Annotated in this window: 12 protein-coding genes; 9 read left to right on the top strand and 3 right to left on the bottom strand. The window is 72.2% G+C overall.

Translation table 11 applies throughout. From position 1 onward, the window contains the following. The first annotated feature begins 23 nt into the window (after positions 1-23). From ABZ016_RS33865 to ABZ016_RS33850, 4 genes are all read left to right on the top strand, one after another. Entirely contained in the window at positions 24-3,623 is a 3,600-nt protein-coding gene (locus ABZ016_RS33865) for a UvrD-helicase domain-containing protein (protein ID WP_356920523.1), read from the top strand. Between the two features lie 10 nt (positions 3,624-3,633). Then, positions 3,634-5,037, top strand: a complete 1,404-nt coding sequence (locus ABZ016_RS33860; RefSeq protein WP_356920522.1) for a dipeptidase — start codon at positions 3,634-3,636, stop codon at positions 5,035-5,037. 156 nt (positions 5,038-5,193) lie between these two features. Continuing rightward, positions 5,194-6,138 carry an NAD(+) diphosphatase gene (gene nudC / locus ABZ016_RS33855; RefSeq protein WP_356920521.1) on the top strand — a complete coding sequence of 315 codons (945 nt, stop codon included), beginning with the start codon at positions 5,194-5,196 and terminating at the stop codon, positions 6,136-6,138. A 14-nt stretch (positions 6,139-6,152) separates the two neighbouring features. Continuing rightward, positions 6,153-6,788 carry a class I SAM-dependent methyltransferase gene (locus ABZ016_RS33850; RefSeq protein WP_356920520.1) on the top strand — a complete coding sequence of 212 codons (636 nt, stop codon included), beginning with the start codon at positions 6,153-6,155 and terminating at the stop codon, positions 6,786-6,788. A 41-nt stretch (positions 6,789-6,829) separates the two neighbouring features. On the opposite strand, the gene ABZ016_RS33845 is transcribed toward ABZ016_RS33850, so the two are convergent. Further along, positions 6,830-7,072: a mycoredoxin gene (locus tag ABZ016_RS33845; protein WP_003992805.1), complete on the bottom strand. Its 243-nt coding sequence runs from the start codon at positions 7,070-7,072 to the stop codon at positions 6,830-6,832. 127 nt (positions 7,073-7,199) lie between these two features. On the opposite strand from ABZ016_RS33845, the gene ABZ016_RS33840 reads away from it, so the two are divergent. The 5 genes from ABZ016_RS33840 (at position 7,200) to ABZ016_RS33820 (ending at position 11,150) form a co-directional block, all read left to right on the top strand. After that, on the top strand, positions 7,200-9,452 hold the full coding sequence (locus tag ABZ016_RS33840) for an ATP-dependent DNA helicase UvrD2 (RefSeq protein ID WP_356920519.1): 2,253 nt from the start codon (positions 7,200-7,202) through the stop codon (positions 9,450-9,452). A gap of 164 nt (positions 9,453-9,616) precedes the next feature. Beyond that, on the top strand, positions 9,617-9,943 hold the full coding sequence (locus ABZ016_RS33835; RefSeq protein WP_356920518.1) for a hypothetical protein: 327 nt from the start codon (positions 9,617-9,619) through the stop codon (positions 9,941-9,943). Positions 9,944-10,115: 172 nt separating this feature from the next. Further along, the gene (locus ABZ016_RS33830; RefSeq protein WP_356920517.1) at positions 10,116-10,484 is read left to right on the top strand and encodes a WhiB family transcriptional regulator; all 369 of its coding nucleotides are present in this window, start codon (positions 10,116-10,118) and stop codon (positions 10,482-10,484) included. Next, positions 10,481-10,804, top strand: a complete 324-nt coding sequence (locus ABZ016_RS33825) for a hypothetical protein (protein WP_356920516.1) — start codon at positions 10,481-10,483, stop codon at positions 10,802-10,804. Before ABZ016_RS33830 ends, ABZ016_RS33825 begins: the two co-directional genes overlap by 4 nt. Before the next feature lie 136 nt (positions 10,805-10,940). Further along, positions 10,941-11,150 (top strand): hypothetical protein, encoded by a 210-nt coding sequence (locus tag ABZ016_RS33820; RefSeq protein WP_356920515.1) that lies wholly within the window; start codon positions 10,941-10,943, stop codon positions 11,148-11,150. An 18-nt stretch (positions 11,151-11,168) separates the two neighbouring features. On the opposite strand, the gene ABZ016_RS33815 is transcribed toward ABZ016_RS33820, so the two are convergent. Together ABZ016_RS33815 and ABZ016_RS33810 are read right to left on the bottom strand one after the other, a co-directional pair. Next, a complete protein-coding gene (locus ABZ016_RS33815; protein ID WP_356920514.1) occupies positions 11,169-12,539 on the bottom strand; it encodes an AarF/ABC1/UbiB kinase family protein in 1,371 nt (456 codons plus the stop codon). Next, a complete protein-coding gene (locus ABZ016_RS33810; RefSeq protein WP_356920513.1) occupies positions 12,532-13,764 on the bottom strand; it encodes a TOMM precursor leader peptide-binding protein in 1,233 nt (410 codons plus the stop codon). Before ABZ016_RS33810 ends, ABZ016_RS33815 begins: the two co-directional genes overlap by 8 nt. Positions 13,765-13,959 lie beyond the last annotated feature (195 nt).

Genomic DNA, 13,959 nt, shown 5'->3' with positions numbered 1-13,959 from the left:
TGGCCGCCGCTAGCCTCTCTCACGTGCCAGCCCGTATCGCCGATCCCGAACAACTCAAGGAACTCCTCGGTATCCCGTTCACCCCGGAGCAGACGGCCTGCATCACCGCGCCGCCCGCCCCGCAGGTGATCGTCGCCGGTGCCGGCTCGGGCAAGACGACGGTGATGGCGGCACGCGTGGTGTGGCTGGTCGGCACCGGTCAGGTCGCCCCCGAGCAGGTGCTCGGCCTCACCTTCACCAACAAGGCCGCCGCCGAACTCGCCGAACGCGTCCGCAAGGCACTGGTGAAGGCCGGCGTGACCGACCCGGACGCCATCGACCCGGACAACCCGCCGGGCGAGCCGGTGATCTCCACGTACCACGCCTTCGCGGGCCGCCTGCTCACCGACCACGGCCTGCGCATCGGTCTGGAGCCCACGTCCCGGCTGCTCGCCGACGCGACCCGCTTCCAGCTCGCCGCACGCGTCCTGCGCGAGGCACCCGGGCCCTACCCGGCCCTGACCCGCTCCTTCCCGGACCTCGTCGGCGACCTCCTCGCCCTCGACGCCGAACTCGCCGAGCACCTCGTCCGCCCGGAGGCGCTGCGCGCGTACGACGCCGAACTGCTGCTCACCCTGCGCGGCGCCAAGCTCACCAACGCCGACCTGCGCAAGGTCCCCGAGGCGGCCGCCGCCCGCCGCGCACTGGCCGAGCTGGTGACCCGCTACCGGGCCGCAAAGCGCGAACGGGACCTGATCGACTTCGGCGACCAGATCGCCCTGTCGGCCCAGCTCGCCCGGCTCCCCGAGGTGGGCCGCGTCCTGCGCGACGAGTTCCGGGTGGTCCTGCTCGACGAGTACCAGGACACGTCGGTCGCCCAGCGCGTCCTTCTGGCAGGCCTCTTCGGCGACGGCACCGGCCACCCGGTCACCGCCGTCGGTGACCCGTGCCAGGCGATCTACGGCTGGCGCGGCGCCTCCGTCGCCAACCTCGACGACTTCCCCGAGCACTTCGCCCACGCCGACGGCCGCCCCGCGACCCGCCAGGCGCTCAGCGAGAACCGGCGCAGCGGCGGCCGCCTCCTCGACCTCGCCAACGGACTCGCGGAGCCCCTGCGCGCCCTCCACGCGGGAGTGGAGGCCCTCCGCCCGGCCCCCGGCGCCGAACGCGACGGCATCGTGCGCTGCGCCCTGCTGCGCACCCACGCCGAGGAGATCGACTGGGCCGCCGACTCCGTGGCCCACCTCGTCCGGACCGGGACGGCGCCCGGCGAGATCGCCGTCCTGTGCCGCACGGCGACCGACTTCGCCGAGATCCAGGGCGCGCTGGTGGCTCGGGACATCCCGGTCGAGGTCGTCGGCCTGTCCGGACTGCTGCACCTCCCGGAGATCGCCGACCTCGTCGCCGTCTGCGAGGTCCTCCAGGACCCCGGCGCCAACGCCGCCCTGGTGCGCCTGCTGACCGGCCCGCGCTGGCGCATCGGCCCGCGCGACCTCGCCCTGCTGGGGCGGCGGGCCCGGCTCCTCGTGGCCCACGCGCGCGTGGCGGGCGAGGACGACCCGGACCACCGGCTCGCCGAGGCCGTCGAGGGCGTCGACCCGGCCGAGGTGATCTCGCTCGCGGACGCCCTCGACACGTTCCTGGAGACGCCGCTGGACGGCCACGGGGACGACGACGGTCTGCCCTTCTCGCCCGACGCGCGCGTGCGCTTCGCCCGCCTCGCCACCGAACTGCGCGAACTGCGCCGCTCCCTGGCCGACCCTCTGATGGACGTCCTGCACCGCGTCCTCTCCGTCACCGGCCTGGAGGTGGAGCTGTCGGCGTCCCCGCACGCCCTGGCCGCCCGCCGCCGCGAGACCCTGTCCAACTTCCTCGACGTCGCCGCCTCCTTCGCCGCCGGCGACAACGAGGCCACCCTGCTCGCCTTCCTCGGCTTCCTGCGCACCGCCGCCCAGTACGAGAAGGGCCTCGACAACGCCCTGCCGGGCGGCGAGAACACCGTCAAGGTGCTCACGGCCCACAAGTCCAAGGGGCTTGAGTGGGACGTCGTGGTCGTCCCCGGCCTGGTCACCGGCACCTTCCCCAGCAGCCAGGGCCGCGAGAAGTGGACCTCCCAGGGCAAGGTCCTTCCGCACGGACTGCGTGGCGACGCCGACACACTGCCCGACGTCGCGTCCTGGGACCCCAGGGGCCTGAAGGACTTCCACGAGGCGATGAAGGACCACCAGCACACCGAGGAACTGCGCCTCGGCTACGTCACCTTCACCCGCCCCCGCTCCCTGCTCCTCGGCTCCGGCCACTGGTGGGGACCCACCCAGAAGAAACGCCGCGGCCCGTCGGCGTTCCTCCAGGCGCTGCACGACCACTGCGCGGCCGGGTACGGCGAGATCGAGGCCTGGGCGGACGAACCCGCCGAGGACGAGGAGAACCCGGCCCTGCACCAGGCCACCGCCGACCAGGTGTGGCCCCTGCCCCTGGACGAGGCGGCCCTGGCCCGTCGCCGCGCGGCGGCCGAGACCGTCCTGGCCCACCTGGAGGACATCGCGTCCCAGCAGGGCGGGCGCCCCGCCGCCGTGCACGACCCGGACAGGTTCGACGACCCGGAGTGGCCGGCGCCACCGGAGGACGAGGACGCCCCGTACGAAACCGCGTACGAGCCTCCGTATGACGAACCGGACCCTTTCGAGGACGAACTCTTCGAGGAGTCGCCCTTCGAGGACGACCCCTTTGAGAACGAGGCCTTCGGGAACGCCCCCGCCGCCGACTACGACGACCCCGCGGAAGCCCCACTCCCGGAAGAGCCGGCCGGCCGGGACGCACGGCCGGCGGACCGCCCCCGGGTCCCCCACCAGGCGGCCCCACCGGAACCCCCGCACGCCCGCCCCCACCCCAGGGTCCCCGAGCAACCGCACCTCACCCCCGAGGAGGCCCGCACCATCGCCTCCTGGGACCGCGACCTCGACGCCCTCACCGGCGAGCTCCTGCGCGCCCGCGACAGCGTCACGGAAGTCCGCCTTCCGGCGTCGCTCACGGCGTCCCAGCTGCTGCGCCTGGCCGCCGACCCGGACGGTTTCGCGCAGGAACTGGCCCGCCCCATGCCCCGCCCGCCCCAGCCCGCCGCACGCCGCGGTACCCGCTTCCACGCCTGGGTCGAGGCCCGCTTCGAGGAACTGACGCTGCCCATGCTGGAGCCCGAGGAACTTCCCGGCAGCGAAGCCGAGATCGCCGACGAACGGGACCTGGAGGCCCTCAAGACCGCCTTCGAACGCACCGAGTACGCGCACCGCACGCCCTACCGCGTGGAGGCCCCCTTCCAGCTCGCGATCGCCGGCCGCGTCGTCCGGGGCCGCATCGACGCCGTCTACAAGGAGGGCGACGGGGCGGAGGCGACGTACGAGATCGTCGACTGGAAGACCAACCGCTCCCGCACCGCGGACCCGCTCCAGCTCGCCGTCTACCGCCTGGCCTGGGCGGAGCAGCAGGGCGTGCCCCCGGAGTCGGTCACGGCCGCGTTCCTGTACGTGCGCAGCGGCGAGGTCGAACGCCCGGACGCGCTACCGGACCGTGCCGCCCTGGAACGGCTTCTCCTGGAGGAGCCGGCCGGTGAGGAACCGCACTCCGAGGACGTCAGTGCGGGCCGATAGGCTCGTGACCATGAGCCAGACCCCGGACAGCGCCGTCCGTACGTACATAGAGCAGCACCGCGCCGCCTTCCTCGACGACCTCGCCGAGTGGCTGCGCATCCCGTCGGTGTCGGCCCAGCCGGACCACGCGCCCGACGTACGACGCAGCGCCGACTGGCTCGCCGCCCAGCTGAAGGAGACCGGGTTCCCGACGGCCGAGGTCTGGCAGACCCCGGGCGCGCCCGCCGTCTTCGCCGAGTGGCCCTCCGACGACCCGCAGGCCCCGACGGTGCTGGTCTACGGCCACCACGACGTACAGCCCGCCGCCCGGGAGGACGGCTGGGACAGCGAGCCCTTCGAGCCGGAGATCCGGGGAAACCGCCTCTACGCGCGCGGGGCGGCCGACGACAAGGGCCAGGTCTTCTTCCACACCCTCGGCGTCCGCGCCCACCTCGCCGCCACCGGCCGCACCACTCCGGCCGTGCACCTGAAGCTGCTGATCGAGGGCGAGGAGGAGTCCGGCTCGCCGCACTTCCGGGCGCTGGTCGAGCAGCACGCCGAGCGGCTGGCCGCCGACGCGGTGATCGTCTCCGACACCGGCATGTGGTCCGAGGACACCCCCACGGTGTGCACCGGAATGCGCGGCCTCGCCGAGTGCGAGATACGGCTGCACGGCCCCGACCAGGACATCCACTCCGGCTCCTTCGGCGGCGCGGTGCCCAACCCGGCGACGGCCGCCGCCCGCCTGGTCGCCGCCCTCCACGACGAGCACGCGCGCGTGGCGATCCCCGGCTTCTACGACGGTGTCATCGAACTCAGCGACCTGGAGCGCGAACTCTTCGCCGAACTGCCCTTCGACGAGGAACAGTGGCTGCGCACGGCCAAGTCGCACGCCACCCGGGGAGAGGCCGGGTACACCACCCTGGAGCGCGTCTGGGCCCGCCCCACCGCGGAGGTCAACGGCATCGGGGGCGGTTACCAGGGCCCCGGCAGCAAGACGATCGTGCCGTCCTCCGCCATGGTGAAGCTGTCCTTCCGGCTGGTCGCGGGCCAGGACCCGGACCACGTGGAGAAAGCTGTACGCGCCTGGGCCGAGCAGCAGGTGCCCGCCGGGATCCGCTGCGAGATCACCTTCAGCGGGGCCACGCGCCCGTGCCTGACGCCGCTGGACCACCCGGCCCTCCAGTCGGTCGCCCGCGCCATGGGCCGGGCCTTCGGGAAACCCGTCCGCTTCACCCGCGAGGGCGGCTCCGGACCGGCCGCGGACCTCCAGGACGTCCTCGACGCACCGGTGCTGTTCCTCGGCATCTCCGTCCCGTCCGACGGCTGGCACGCCCCGAACGAGAAAGTCGAACTCGACCTGCTCCTCAAAGGCGTCGAGACCACGGCGTACCTGTGGGGCGACCTCGCCGAGCACTGGCGTCATGCGCCCTGAGCGTTCCGCGCCGTCCGGACCGGCAGCGCGTGCGGGGCACACTGGAGGGGCCGCCCCGTACGTCCCGAACGCCCCCGGAGGCGGTCGCCTCCCGCCGTACGTCCCGCTGATCAGCCTGCCGAACCCGACCGTTCCACCGGGGAGTTGGAAGCACCCGTGACCACCTGGACCGACCAGAACGCCGACCGACCCATCTCGCTCACCGCCCCGAGCGGCATCGACCGGGCCGCGCACCACCGGCTCGACGAGGCCTGGCTCGCGGCGGCGTGGAGCCACCCCACCACGCGCTGCTTCGTGGTCTCCGGCGGCCAGGTCCTCATCGACGAGACGGCCGACGGGCGCACCGAAATCGTCATGACGCCCTCCTTCGAGGCCCCCCTCACCGAGGCGCACCGCTACTTCCTCGGCAACGACGAGGAGGGCGTCAGCTACTTCGCCCTCCAGAAGGACTCCCTGCCCGGGCGTATGGACCAGTCCGCGCGCCCGGCGGGCCTGCGCGAGGCGGGCCTGCTGCTCTCGGCCCGTGACGTGGGCCTGATGGTGCACGCCGTCGGCCTGGAGAACTGGCAGCGCACGCACCGTTTCTGCTCCCGCTGCGGCGAGCGCACCGTCATCGCCGCGGCCGGCCACATCCGCCGCTGCCCGGCCTGCGGCGCTGAGCACTACCCGCGCACGGATCCCGCCGTGATCATGGCCGTGACCGACGAGGACGACCGCCTCCTGCTCGGCCGCCAGGTCCACTGGCCCGAGGGCCGCTTCTCGACGCTCGCCGGTTTCGTCGAGCCCGGCGAGGCCATCGAGCAGTCGGTGCGCCGCGAGGTCCTCGAGGAGGTCGGCATCACCGTCGGCCAGGTGGAATACGTCGCCAGCCAGCCCTGGCCCTTCCCGTCCAGCCTCATGCTGGGCTTCCTGGCCCGTGCCACCTCCACCGAGATCGAGGTCGACGGCGACGAGATCCACGAGGCCCGCTGGTTCTCCCGCGACGAACTGCGCGCCGCCTTCGAGTCCGGCGAGGTTCTCCCGCCCTACGGCATCTCGATCGCGGCCCGCCTGATCGAGCTTTGGTACGGCAAGCCGCTCCCCATGAGGAGCGCCGCCTGACGGGGCCCACCCGCATGACCGATCCGTACTGGAACCACAACGTCCACCACCACCCGGCGGTGCTCGCCGCAGTACCGGACGGCTGCGGCACAGCCCTGGACGCCGGCTGCGGCGACGGCCTGCTCGCCCGCAAACTCGCGGGACGGGCGGCCTCCGTCACGGGCGTGGACCGCTCACCGCAGATGATCGAGCTCGCCCGTGCTCACGCGCAGGCGCCCGGCAACGTCGTGTACCTGGAGGCGGACTACCTCGCCGACGGTTCCCTGGCCGAGGGCGCGTACGACTTCGTCTGCGCGGTCGCGGTGGTCCACCACGCCCCGCTGGAGGAAGCGGTCAATCGCCTCGCCCGGCTCACCGCACCCGGCGGCCGTCTGGTGATCGTCGGCATGGCCGCCAACCGGACGGTCCGGGACTGGCTCATCAGCGCGTGCGGCCTACCCGCGAGCCTGCTGTACACCCGCCGGCACGGCGGCAAGCGGGGCCCGGTCGGCATGCCCATGGAAGACGTACACACGTCCTGGACGGAGATCCGGCAGACCGCCCACCGGCTGCTGCCCGGCTGCGTCTGGCGTCGCACGCTGCTGTGGCGCTACGTCGTGGTCTGGGACAAGCCGGTGCCGCGGGACGAACCACGAGAAGGCGGTTCCTGAGCCGTCTCAGGAACCGCCTTCCCCGCACAACCGCGTGGCGACTAGGCGCCGATCTTCTGCTTCACCTGAGCCAGCGACGGGTTGGTGAGGGTGGAGCCGTCCGGGAACAGGACAGTGGGCACCGTCTGGTTTCCGCCGTTCGCCTTCTCCACGAACGCGGCGGACTCCGGGTCCTGCTCGATGTTGATCTCGGTGTACGCGATGCCCTCGCGGTCCATCTGGCTCTTCAGCCGGCGGCAGTAGCCGCACCACGTGGTGCTGTACATCGTCACAGTGCCCAGCATGTCTCTGGTGCTCCTTCAACGGCTCGGGGACGGTTGGTCGCCTCCGTGGAACGTATGTGAAAGGTCCACCATTCCCGGGGCCCGTGGCCTGCCGCACGTGACGCCTGCCGCATTGGTACGACTATCGGTGCCTGCCTGTGGACAACCGGCACAGCCGTCTCGTGCGACCTGGCAGCATGGCTGTGTGACAGCAGCAACGCACTCCACCCTGTTCCCGCAGGTACCGGACTCCGCCGACGCGGTGCTCGAGGGGCTCGACCCCGAGCAGCGCGAGGTGGCCACGGCCCTGCACGGCCCGGTGTGCGTCCTGGCGGGCGCGGGCACGGGCAAGACCCGGGCGATCACCCACCGCATCGCCTACGGAGTGCGCGCCGGCATCCTCCACCCCTCCAGCGTGCTCGCCGTCACCTTCACCAACCGCGCCGCCGGAGAGATGCGCGGCCGGCTGCGCCAGCTCGGCGCCGCAGGCGTCCAGGCGCGCACGTTCCACTCGGCGGCCCTGCGCCAGCTCCAGTACTTCTGGCCGAAAGCGATCGGCGGCTCCCTGCCCCGGCTGGTCGACCGCAAGATCCAGCTCGTCGCCGACGCGGCCGCCGCCTGCCGCATCCGGCTCGACCGGGGCGAGCTGCGGGACGTGACCGCCGAGATCGAGTGGTCCAAGGTCACCCAGACCGTCCCCGCCGACTACGCCCCCGCCGCCGTCAAGGCCGGCCGTGAGGCTCCCCGCGACCCCGCCGAGATCGCCCAGCTTTACGCCGCCTACGAGGACCTCAAACGCGAGCGCTCCGTCATCGACTTCGAGGACGTGCTGCTGCTGACCGTGGCCGTCCTCCAGGACCGGCACGACATCGCCGAGCAGGTCCGCACGCAGTACCAGCACTTCGTGGTCGACGAGTACCAGGACGTCAGCCCCCTCCAGCAGCGACTGCTGGAGCTGTGGCTGGGGGAGCGGGACAGCCTCTGCGTGGTCGGCGACGCCAGCCAGACGATCTACTCCTTCACAGGAGCCACCCCGGACCATCTGCTCGACTTCCGCACCCGCCACCCCGGCGCCACCGTCGTCAAGCTGGTCCGCGACTACCGCTCCACCCCCCAGGTCGTGCACCTCGCCAACGGCCTGCTCGCCCAGGCCCGGGGCCGCGCCGCCGACCACCGGCTGGAGCTCGTCTCCCAGCGCGCTCCCGGGCCCGAGCCGCTCTACACCGAGTACACCGACGAGCCCGCCGAGGCGGAGGGCGCGGCCCGCCGCATCCGCGAACTCGTCGACTCGGGTGTCCCGGCCGCGGAGATCGCCGTCCTGTTCCGTACGAACGCTCAGTCCGAGACCTACGAGCAGGCGCTCGCCGACGCCGGGGTGCCCTACCAGCTGCGCGGCGCCGAGCGGTTCTTCGACCGCCCCGAGGTACGCAAGGCGGGCGTCGCCCTGCGCGGCGCCGCCCGCTTCGGCGGCAACGACTCCCTCCTCGACGACGTCGTCGACCTGCCCTCCCAGGTGCGCGCCGTGCTGTCGGGGGAGGGCTGGACGCCGCAGCCACCGGCCGGCTCCGGCGCGGTGAGGGAACGCTGGGAGTCCCTGGCGGCCCTGGTGAACCTCGCCCAGGACTTCGCCGCCGCCAAGCCCGGCGCCACCCTGGCCGACCTCGTCGCCGAGCTCGACGAACGGGCGGGCGCCCAGCACGCCCCGACCGTGCAGGGCGTCACCCTGGCCTCCCTGCACTCGGCCAAGGGCCTGGAGTGGGACGTCGTCTTCCTGGTCGGTGTCGCCGAGGGCATGATGCCGATCACCTACGCCAAGACCGACGAGCAGATCGAGGAGGAGCGCCGCCTGCTGTACGTCGGTGTCACCCGCGCGCGGGAGCATCTCCACGTCTCCTGGGCCCTTTCCCGCTCGCCCGGCGGCCGGCCCAACCGCCGGCCCAGTCGCTTCCTCGACGGGTTGCGCCCCGGTTCGACGGGCACCGCCGGCCGTGCCGGCGCCGCGGGCACGGGCGGTATCGAGCGCGGCATCCCCGGAACCAGGGACTCCGCCCCGAGACGGGTCCAGCGAACCCCGGCCCGCTGCCGGGTCTGCGGCCGCACCCTGACGGACGCGGGTGAGATGAAGCTGATGCGGTGCGACGACTGCCCCTCCGACATGAACGAGGGACTCTACGAGCAGTTGCGCGACTGGCGCGCCGACCAGGCGCGACGCAGCGGCCAGCCCGCCTTCTGCGTCTTCACCGACAGGACCCTGATGGCGATCGCCGAGACCTCGCCCGACGACGAGCACGAGCTCGCGCGCATCCCGGGCGTCGGCATGCGCAAGCTCACGCGCTACGGAGCCGACGTACTGGCCATCTGCGCAGGCCAGTACGGCGGGGGCGAGGCAGATCAGGTCTGACACGAACTCGTCGAAAAAATAGTTTGCGCATGCCCCAGCAATCCCCATAGGTTCTTAGGCACGAGAACAGCGGCCTTCTCGGAGGCCCTGATTCCGTGTTGTACTTGCATATCCGTCGGACTGGTTCATCCAGTCCCCCGAGACGCCGAGAGGAGGCGAGTCCAGTGATCAGCATCAACACCAGCTCCATCAGCATCGTGAAAATGACCGATCGCTCGGCCGTCTCCACGTGCATGCTCGGCGTTTCGAACCTGGGCACCGGTCTGTCCGGCATTCCTGCCGCCCGTCCGGCGTCCTCCTCCGTTGCTCCCGCGGGCCTTCCCGTCCGAGAGCGCAATGAGCGACCGACCAAGGCACTGGAAGCAGCAGTAGCGGCACAGGCGCAGGCCTATGCCTTTACGGCGACCGGTGCCGGATTCCGGAAGCAGACGACGCAGCACCACCTGATGTGGGCCTTCCGTGGGCCAGAACCCTGGAGTGATCCAGCCTGATTCGATCAGGCCGGCGCCTTCAGGGCCGCGGAACCCCATCCGGGATCCGCGGCCCTTCTGTTTGTCCCTGACCAGGGGCGACGGACCGAAGGAGCCTCGGGACAAGGAAAGAACCCGGTACCAGCCGCCCCCCGGCCAACAGGCCGGAACGACCAGACGAGGAAGACGAACCGTGCAACTCGAAGCGCACGCCCCGTCCGTACCGCCTTCGCAAACGATCCCCAAGCACCGCTCCACGGAGGACCCCGCCTTGATCCCGCTCACCGCGCTCACCGCGCTCGACGACGCCATCGAGAACCTCGGCGTACCCGTCCCCTGCCGCTCCTACGACCCGGAGGTCTTCTTCGCCGAGTCGCCCGCGGACGTCGAGTACGCCAAATCCCTCTGCCGTACCTGCCCGCTGATCGAGGCCTGCCTCGCCGGCGCCAAGGAGCGGCGTGAGCCCTGGGGCGTCTGGGGTGGCGAGCTGTTCGTCCAGGGTGTCGTCGTCGCCCGGAAGCGGCCGCGTGGCCGCCCGCGCAAGAACCCGGTCACGGCATGAACACCGCAGGAACGATCGACCGTCCCCTCACGTACGACCCCCGGAAACAGGCCCCGATGAAGCCGTCCACATACGAGCCCGCCGGCTCCGCGAACCACGACGTCACCACCAGCGGCGCGAAGGACTCGCGTCAGAACAGGACCCGAGAGATGCAACTCATCCCAGAAGCCATGGCCCGCGCGCATATGCGCGAGCGGCTGCAGGAGGCGGAGCGGGAACGCCCGGCCGTGCGCCTGGTGACCGCCCGCCGGATGCAGCGCAGGGCGGAGCGCGCCTCACGGCGCGCCCGCCGGGCGCTCGCCATGGCGGTCATGCAGTAACCGACCCACCCGAAGCGGTGGCCTCCCGTGTCCGGGAGGCCGAGCTCTCCCCGCGGGGGCCGGTCCGTACCGACGGACCGGCCCCCGCGGTGCGTTGCGACCGCGCAACCGAGGGGCACGGAGTTATCGTCGGCGGGTGACGATTCCTCCTGGAGGAAGTGACGACGGCGGTTCCGCCGTGGAGCCCGCCCGTCTCGTGTGCGCACGCTGCGGACTCTCGGTCGCGGCCCCGCAGCTCACCTGGACCTGCTCCGTGGAGCACGGCACCCGGCGCCACTTCTGCGAGCGCTGTTCCCGGGAGAACCTCAGGTCGATCGAGGGGCGACTCGACTCGGACTGGTGGTGAAGCGCACGGTCGGAGCGCTCATGCCTCCACCGCGGACTCCCCGCCGTCCACCGGACCCTCCGGCACGAACCCCGGCAGCCACTCCTCCAACTCCTCACGCAGACGCACCGTCGCCCCCAGCTGACACAGCACGCCGATCGTGCTCAGGGTCACCCGGTGGATCAGCAGGTACGACGGCGGCAGGTTGAGCTGCTTGCCCAGCTGGTAGGCGGGGGAGCGGGGGTCGGCGATCCGGGCCGCCTGACTGCGCATCCAGCCACGGGTGAAGGTGAACTCCTCGACCTGGGCCGGTTCGATGATCGGCAGCAGATAGTCCAGCACCGCGTCCGGGTCCAGCTCTATGGTCTCCTTCACGAACCCTTCCGCGCACAGAAGCTCGTAGACCGCCTCGGCCTCCCCGTCGAGGGTCATGCGCAGGGACTCGCCGATGGTGGCCGGGAGACCGCCCGGCAGCCGGTCGACCGTGCCGAAGTCCAGCACTCCCAGACGCCAGTCGTCCTCACCGTCCGGGCCGCCGGGCAGAAGCCGGAAGTTGCCCGGGTGCGGATCCGCGTGCAGCAGGCCGGTACGGGCGGGGCCGGAGAACAGGAAGCGGGCAAGGAGTTGACCGGCCCGGTCGCGCTGCTCCTCGGAACCGTCCGAGATGATCTCCGACAGCGGGATGCCGTCGATCCACTCGGTGATCAGGACCTGGTCGGACTGGTGGACCACCTGCGGTACGAGCACGTCCGGGTCGTCGGTGAACTCCTCCGCGTGGGCCTGCTGGGCCTGGGCCTCCAGTCCGTAGTCCAGCTCCTCCGAGACGCGGTCCTTCAACTCCGCGATCAGCGGCTTGATGTCCATGCCGGGAATCAGCGGCCCGAGCAGGCGGGAGAAGCGGCTCAGCTGGTTCAGGTCGGACAGCAGGGCCTCGCCCGCGCCCGGGTACTGCACCTTGACCGCCACCTCGCGGCCGTCATGCCATACCGCGCGGTGCACCTGGCCGATCGAGGCCGCCGCGGCGGGCTTGTCCTCGAACTCCAGGAACAGCTCCTGCCAGCCTTCACCGAGCCGCTCCTCCAGAACGGCGTGCACCGTGCGCGTCGGCATCGGCGGCGCAGCCTCCTGGAGCTTCGTCAGCGCGGCCCGGTAGGGGCCGGCCACCTCCTCGGGCAGTGCCGACTCGAAGACGGACAGGGCCTGGCCGAACTTCATCGCGCCGCCCTTGAGCTCGCCGAGCACCTTGAACAGCTGCTCCGCGGTGCGCTGTTGGAGCTCGCGGCCGACGAGCTCCGCGGACTCCCCGACGATCCGCTTGCCGAATCCCCAGGTCGCCCGCCCGGCGATGCCGAGCGGGAGCGCGGCGAGCTTGGCGGTCCTGGTGACCGCCTTCCGGGGAAGATCAGACATGCGCCCTCCAAGTCCCAGCCGGCCGCTCCGCCGCTGCCTCACGGCACTGCGCCGACGGCCGTTGCACCGCCATTGTCTCGTGTGGCTCCCCGTCCTCCGAGAGGTGCTCCCCTTTTCCTCTCTCCGCCGCAGCGCACGGGCATGCAGGATGCGCCAGGACCGGCCGCGCATGCCAGTGGAGTGCGGGCAGGGAGACCTCCCAGCGTGCCCCCGCAGTGGCCGGAACCCGGCCGTCGAGGAAGGCGAGCGCGTGGACGGCCGCCAGTCCGGCCACAGTAGTGGCCAGTGCCAGGTCGCAGGGCCGCACCTGCCGCTGCCTGCCGGAGCGCCACTGGGCGACCAGCCGTGGCCAGGTCGGGTCCCGGTCGGTACGGCTCTCGTGCAGACAGCCCGCGCAGCCTGTCTCCCCCGGCAGGACGAGCGGACCGACCACGCCGGTGCCTTCCACGACTCCGGCGTACAGATGGGGCGTGCCGGAGGACATCAAAGGCTCGGCGGCGACCGGGTCGGGTGCGTGCACCGCGACGTCGTCCCGCGGAGCGACGATCACCAGCGAGAAACCCGGGTCGCCTTCCTCCCGGGGAGTCCGGGGAGTCCGGGGAGCCCGGGCAGCCGAGCGGCGCGGCGACCGGCCGGGGGCCGCCCGGCGCACGGCACGGCGGGCCGACTCGTCCCTACGGTCGCCGACAGCCTCAGCGGGCAGACCGCCCGGGGCGACATCCCACGGTTCCACACGGCCGCCGTCGAGCACGTCCACCTCGCCCACGCCGGCCCCCGCCAGCAACGAGGCCAGGACGGCACCCACCCGGCCCGCGCCCCGCACCTGCACACGCTGCGAGCGCCGGGCGGCCAGCCGGCTGATCGCGTCACCGGGCGCCGAGGTGGTCACGGACAGGGTGGCCAGGTCGGGGCGCAGCCGGTCGAGGACCTCCTTCTTCTTCCTCAGAGCGTCGGCGGCCGGTCCGCCGCCCCGCGCGTCGTCGAGGAGCCCGGCCCGCGCGAGTCTCCGCACCAGCCCGTCGACATGGCCGTCGGGCAGATCCATCCGGCGTCCCTCTTCGCGCAGCAGCTCCATCCCCCGTGTGCCGTCCAGCAGGTCGAGGTAGCTGCCGGTCGCCAGGTCCATCGGGCCGAGCGTCATCGCATGCGCCGGTGTCATCCCGAACTGCACGGTGTTGAGGTCGCGCCAGCCGCGCCTGAGCGCGGGTTTCACCATCGGATGCATGACAGGCCCCCGTAAGCCATAGATCTTCCCCGTACGTCGATCGAGCGCGAGTGCAGCCGAAAGACCGGCCGCAGGCGCGGCCCCTGGTCCCGGACCGGCCTGCTCAGCGCTTCGCCGACAACAGCCAGCATGCCCAAACCCGCCGTCGGCTGCCGAAAGTTGTCCACAGGCGCGCGAATTCGTCGTATAAGTCTG

Source organism: Streptomyces sp. NPDC006372, assembly GCF_040612515.1.
Classification (GTDB): domain Bacteria; phylum Actinomycetota; class Actinomycetes; order Streptomycetales; family Streptomycetaceae; genus Streptomyces.
The sequence above is the reverse complement of the archived record's forward strand: the minus strand, read 5'-3'. Positions and strand labels throughout refer to the sequence as shown.